At 59.9% G+C, this 5,276-nt stretch carries 4 protein-coding genes; 1 reads left to right on the forward strand and 3 read right to left on the reverse strand.

The features are described from left to right. Positions 1-44: 44 nt before the first annotated feature. On the forward strand, positions 45-791 hold the full coding sequence (locus ACRRSD_RS03230; protein WP_435037093.1) for a response regulator transcription factor: 747 nt from the start codon (positions 45-47) through the stop codon (positions 789-791). Between the two features lie 201 nt (positions 792-992). Here the strand turns inward: ACRRSD_RS03230 and ACRRSD_RS03235 are convergent, their stop codons facing one another. The 3 genes from ACRRSD_RS03235 to macA all read right to left on the reverse strand — a co-directional run bounded on the left by ACRRSD_RS03235 (position 993) and on the right by macA (position 5,210). After that, complete coding sequence (locus tag ACRRSD_RS03235; RefSeq protein WP_435037094.1) at positions 993-1,469, reverse strand: DUF6124 family protein; 477 nt, start codon at positions 1,467-1,469, stop codon at positions 993-995. A 631-nt stretch (positions 1,470-2,100) separates the two neighbouring features. Continuing rightward, a complete protein-coding gene (locus tag ACRRSD_RS03240) occupies positions 2,101-4,059 on the reverse strand; it encodes a MacB family efflux pump subunit (protein ID WP_435037095.1) in 1,959 nt (652 codons plus the stop codon). A 2-nt stretch (positions 4,060-4,061) separates the two neighbouring features. Then, a complete protein-coding gene (macA, locus tag ACRRSD_RS03245; RefSeq protein ID WP_435037096.1) occupies positions 4,062-5,210 on the reverse strand; it encodes a macrolide transporter subunit MacA in 1,149 nt (382 codons plus the stop codon). Positions 5,211-5,276 lie beyond the last annotated feature (66 nt).

Consider the following 5,276-nt stretch of genomic DNA (forward strand, 5'->3'; position numbering starts at 1 on the left):
CTGCAGACGTTTTTGAATTAACGCCTCTCAGGGATGACACGTATATGAACTCACACTTGTTCCCCCACATCGGCAAGGTCATTGCCAGCACCGGCAGCCGGCATTTTCCGCGCATGCTGCATGACCTGATCCTGACGCAACTGGCGGTAGACGCCACGCACATCCGGCAGATGCGTGTCGAACCGGTGGGCCGCGCGTCGAGCCGCAGCGAGCCTGAGCCGCTGAAAGAGCCGGCCCTGCTAGCCGAAACGGTGTTTTCCGAACACAGTGCGGCGGCCCACCATTTACAGAATCCGCCGACCGGGACCAGCGCGGACGCCTCGCAACTGCACCTGACCCGGCGCAAGGACGGCTACCGCTACGTGATTTCGGTGTATCGCAACGACGAGTCGCAGCGCTTTTCCGCGCAGGAACGCAGCCTGTTGCAGGACATCTCCCCGGTGCTGCTGCCGATGGTGGAAAAGCACATCAACGCCCTGCAACCGGCCAGCCCTGATCCACAAAGCCCACCCGAGTCAGCCGAAGGCAACGGCCTGGAAACCTTGCGCCTGCGCTTTGACGAGCGTCTGGAGCAACTGGGGCTGAGTCTGTCGAACCGCGAAACCGAAGTGTGTGTCGGCCTGCTCGCCGGGCGCACGGCGCCGGAACTGGCTGAACAGTTGGCGTTGAAGGTCAATACTGTGGAGAGTTATCTGAAACGGGCGGCGATCAAGTTGGGCATCAGCGGGCGGCATTCGTTGATGCGCTGGATGTATTCGCCGTTGGAGGCGTTGGCGTCGAGTGCGGCTTGATACGCAGGGATAGTGAGCGTTTCGGTTTTTTGGGTGTGTCAGTGAGATCTCCCCCCTCACCCCAGCCCTCTCCCCCCAAGGGGGCGATCTGGAAAGGGAGCCGATCTTTGAGCTTTTCAAACCCTGAGTTCGACTCGATTTTTCAGGTCGGCGTAGCTCGAAAGAACATCTCGGTCAGTCCCCTCTCCCCCTGGGAGAGGGTTAGGGTGAGGGCACTCCCGCGACGTGCTCCAAAGCCTGATTCACCGCCAATTCCCCCAACATCACCACTTGCGCGATGCCCAGCAAGGTCTGGCGATGCAGCCCCTCCAGCATCCCGGCAAAATCACACAACATGACCGAGGCCGAGGCCAGCGATTCACAGGCGTTTGCCAGCAGGGATTCGGTATCGGTTTGCGGGTTGACCCGGAACATAGCGTTGGGCGTATAGGGCGTGGCCATGTCACTGGCCGATGACAACGATTCGTAGGCTTCAACGAGCAGGGTTTCGTCATCAACGGTGGGGTCGATCAGGTAGATCTTGCCGGTTTTGCGGGTGGGTTTTGAGGTTTTGAGCGCGGAAGGATAGAGATAGAAATTGATCGCCCGCTCTGTGGCCTCTTTGATGTTTTGAGGTTCGAGCGCGGCGTCGTAGGGGATCGGATCGGTATCTGGTGGGTTGGGTGTGGCTTTGAACATAGATAAAGTCTCGTATCGAAATTAACCGGAGCCATCACTTTCGCTACCAAACGAAGGTGGCGGCCATGCGCGGGTTGGTAGACCGGTCGATACGGAAACCCGGCGCTCATGAATGAGCCCCACGCATGTCCACCATATAAAACGCAGCCGCAAAAAGAGACTGCATAAGGTGGCGCCATACGGCGGTACCGAAGCGGGCTACCAAACCCGATCACTGATTTGCAGTGCCAGGCAAACGATATATCCCGACCCATAGCCGCGTAAGCCGGCGGATTCTGGCGTACGCGTAGGTAACGACGCAAGGTGTTGTAGGCGGTATGACGTAACGGGTCGTGTAATTTAAACGCGCTCACGGCGTGGTGTTTATTGATGGAAAAACTGGATGGCGGTGGGTCAGGGTTTTGCGGTGTGTCAGTGGGGTTCACCCCCTCACCCCAGCCCTCTCCCCCAAGGGGGCGAGGGGGAAAGGGGGCCGATCTTGGTTGGGTTCGAGCCTGAGTTTGGCTTGGGAGCCGATCTTTGTGCTTTTCAAACCTGAGTTCGACTCGGTAGTTCACGTCGGTGCATCTTCAGCAAACACCCCGGTCAGTCCCCTCTCCCTCCGGGAGAGGGCTAGGGTGAGGGTCAGCTTTTAATCCCGCGCCAACGCCTCAATCGGATCAAGCCGCGAAGCATTCCGCGCCGGCACAAAGCCAAACACAATCCCGATCAACGTCGAGCACACCACCGCCGTCAGCACCGACGCCAGCGAAAACACCATCTCCCACTCCTTGATAAACACCGAAAACAGATGCCCGATCGCATACGACAGGGAAATCCCGATCGCCCCGCCCAACAAGCACACCATCACCGCCTCCACCAGAAACTGCTGACGAATGTCCGACTGCCGCGCGCCCACCGCCATGCGAATACCGATCTCGCGGGTTCGCTCGGTCACCGACACCAGCATGATGTTCATCACGCCGATACCACCGACCACCAAAGAAATCACCGCAATCAGCGACAGCAACAACGCCAGCGAGCGGCTGGTTTTCTGCACGGTCTGCAGGACGCTGTCGAGGTTGTTGGTGAAGAAATCCTTGGTGCCGTGGCGTTGCAGCAGCAGTTGGGTGACGTGCTCTTCCACCACTTTGCTCGGCTGGCCGTCCTTCATGCGCACGCTGATGCTGTCCAGATAACGCTGACCCAACACCCGCCCGGCGGCCGTTTCGTAGGGCACCCAGACGTTGAGGGTCTTGCCCGAGGCGAACAGGCTTTTATCCTGCGCGGCCACGCCGATCACTGTGCACGGCAGGTTGCCGATCAGGATCACCTGACCCAACGGATCCACGTCTTGCCCGAACAAACGTTGGCGGGTGTTGTGATCAATGACGACCACCTGCGCCTGGCGTCGCGCATCGCTTTCGCTGAACGGGATGCCGGCGGCCATCTTGATCCCGCGCACTTTGAAGTACTGATCGCTGACGCCGTTGACCTGCGCATCCAGGTCGATATTGCGATAACGCAACAACAGGCTGCGGCCGATCATCGGCGTGGCGCTGTCGACGTAATACAACTGATTCAGCGCGGTGACATCGGCCGGCGTCAGGGTTTCGATGGCGGCGGCACGTTTGTCGCCATAACTGCTGCCCGGATAGACATCGATGGTATTGCTGCCAATGGCGGCGATGTCCTTGAGCACGTAGTTCTTCGCGCCCTCCCCGACCGCCGAAATCGACACCACCGAGGTGATGCCGATGACGATGCCAAGCATGGTCAGCAAGGTGCGCATGCGGTGCGAGATCAATGCTACCCAGGCCATGGCGAACGCCTCTTTGAACAAACCGAGACTGGCAACAAGACGTCGAGAGGCGGTGGCTTTCGGTGTCACCGGTTCATCGCTGAGCAGGTGCGTGGTGTCGCGTTCGTTGGCGCGGTCGCTGAGGATTTCGCCGTCGCTGACTTCGATGATGCGCTCGGCGTTGGCCGCGACTTTCGGGTCGTGGGTCACCAGAATCACCGTGTGCCCCGCCGCGTGCAGTTCCAGCAGGATGCGCATCACCTCTTTGCCGCTGGCCGTGTCGAGAGCGCCGGTCGGCTCGTCGGCGAGGATCACCTCGCCGCCATTCATCAACGCCCGGGCGATACTCACCCGCTGTTGCTGACCGCCGGAGAGCTGGCTCGGTCGATGCGTCAAATGCCCTTCCAGACCCAGCCGCGCCAACAACTCACGGGCACGGGCATGGCGCTGAAGCTGCGGCGTACCGGCGTAAATCGCTGGCATCTCGACGTTATGCATCGCGCTCAAATGCGGCAGCAAGTGGTAACGCTGAAAGATGAAACCGAAGTAGTCGCGGCGCAGCTCGGCCAGGGCCTGATTGTCCAGATCGCGGGTTTCCTGGCCGTTGATTTTGTAGCTGCCGGCGGTGGCGTAATCGAGGCAGCCGAGGATGTTCATCAAGGTCGATTTGCCCGAACCCGAGGCGCCGATGATCGCGACCATTTCCCCGGCATTGATCGTCAGGTTGATGTTCTTCAGCGCCAGAAACTCGCGGTCACCGGCGGTGAAACTGCGGGTGATGCCGGTGAGCTGTAGCAGTGGCTCAGTCATGCTCAGGCCCCCGCCACATTGGTCAGTGGATCACCGATCACCACACGATCGCCTTCCGCCAAGCCATCATTGATCTGTACTTTGACGTTGTTGTTGATCCCTGTCTGTACATTGCGCGACTGCGCGTGGCCCTTGGCGTCCAGCACCCGTACCGGAAAACTGCCATCGGCATTGCGCGGCCCGAGCGCCGCCACCGGTACGGTCAGCACCGACTTGGCGGTGTCGAGGATAATGCGCACCTGCGCGGTCATCGAAATGCGCAAACGATGGTCGGGATTGGGCACTTCGAACAAGGCGTTATAGAACACCGCGCTGCTTTGCTTCGGTGTACCGGCGGGCGGCGTTTCGAGAAAGTTCTGCGGCGCCGGGTCCGTGCCGCGCAACTTTGCGTAGTAGCGTTTGTCCTCGCCGAGAATGGTGAAATACACCTCTTGCCCCGGCGTGATGTGAATCACATCCGCTTCGGAAACCTGCGCCTTGACCGTCATGGTGTCCAGATCCGCCAGCTTCAGCAGGATCGGCGCCAGTTGGTTGGCGATCACGGTCTGACCTTCCTGCGTCACCACGCCCACCACATCGCCATCAATCGGCGCGACGATGCGCGTGTACGCCAGATTGACCTTGGCCGTGTCGATCTGGATATGCGCACTTTTGATCTGCGCATCCAGCGACATCAGATTGGCCTGCTGCACCTGATAATCCGACTCGGCGGTTTCGAAATCCTGGCGCGAGATCGAGGCGTCGTCCTGCAAGTTCTTGTAGCGCTCGTAAATCGCTTTGGTCTGCCTCAGTTGAGCCTGGGTGGCGCGTTTTTGCGCCTGCAGGTTTTCCTCATCCACCTGGGCCTGACGCAGGGTGTTCTGCAATACCAGCGGATCGATTTCCGCCAGCCACTGGCCCTTCTTTACCTTGTCGCCGACCTTGACCTTGAGCGACTTCAATTGCCCGGACACTTGCGCGCCGACGTCCACTTGCTTGATGCCTTCGAGCAACCCGGTGGCGAGCACCGCGTTTTCAATGTCACTGCGTTCAACCGGGGCGGTCAGGTATTGCGGCGCCTCGGCCGGTGCCCGCACCGCATAGAACGCCAATCCCGCGACTGCCACCAACGCCAGACCCATACCGACTTTGCGCAACTTCGACTTTTCCATAAATGACCACAAGTCCGTTCAGGGGTGAGCCCGGCCAGCGGCCGGGCTCTGGTAGATAAACAACAA

Source organism: Pseudomonas neuropathica (genome assembly GCF_051174785.1).
GTDB classification, from domain to species: domain Bacteria; phylum Pseudomonadota; class Gammaproteobacteria; order Pseudomonadales; family Pseudomonadaceae; genus Aquipseudomonas; species Aquipseudomonas neuropathica_A.

Bases quoted from the DNA above. Each gene is read 5' to 3' on its own strand.
- ACRRSD_RS03230 (WP_435037093.1), top strand. From the start codon at position 45: ATGAACTCACACTTGTTCCCCCACATCGGCAAGGTCATTGCCAGCACC.
- ACRRSD_RS03235 (WP_435037094.1), bottom strand. From the start codon at position 1,469: ATGTTCAAAGCCACACCCAACCCACCAGATACCGATCCGATCCCCTAC.
- ACRRSD_RS03240 (WP_435037095.1), bottom strand. From the start codon at position 4,059: ATGACTGAGCCACTGCTACAGCTCACCGGCATCACCCGCAGTTTCACC.
- macA (WP_435037096.1), bottom strand. From the start codon at position 5,210: ATGGAAAAGTCGAAGTTGCGCAAAGTCGGTATGGGTCTGGCGTTGGTG.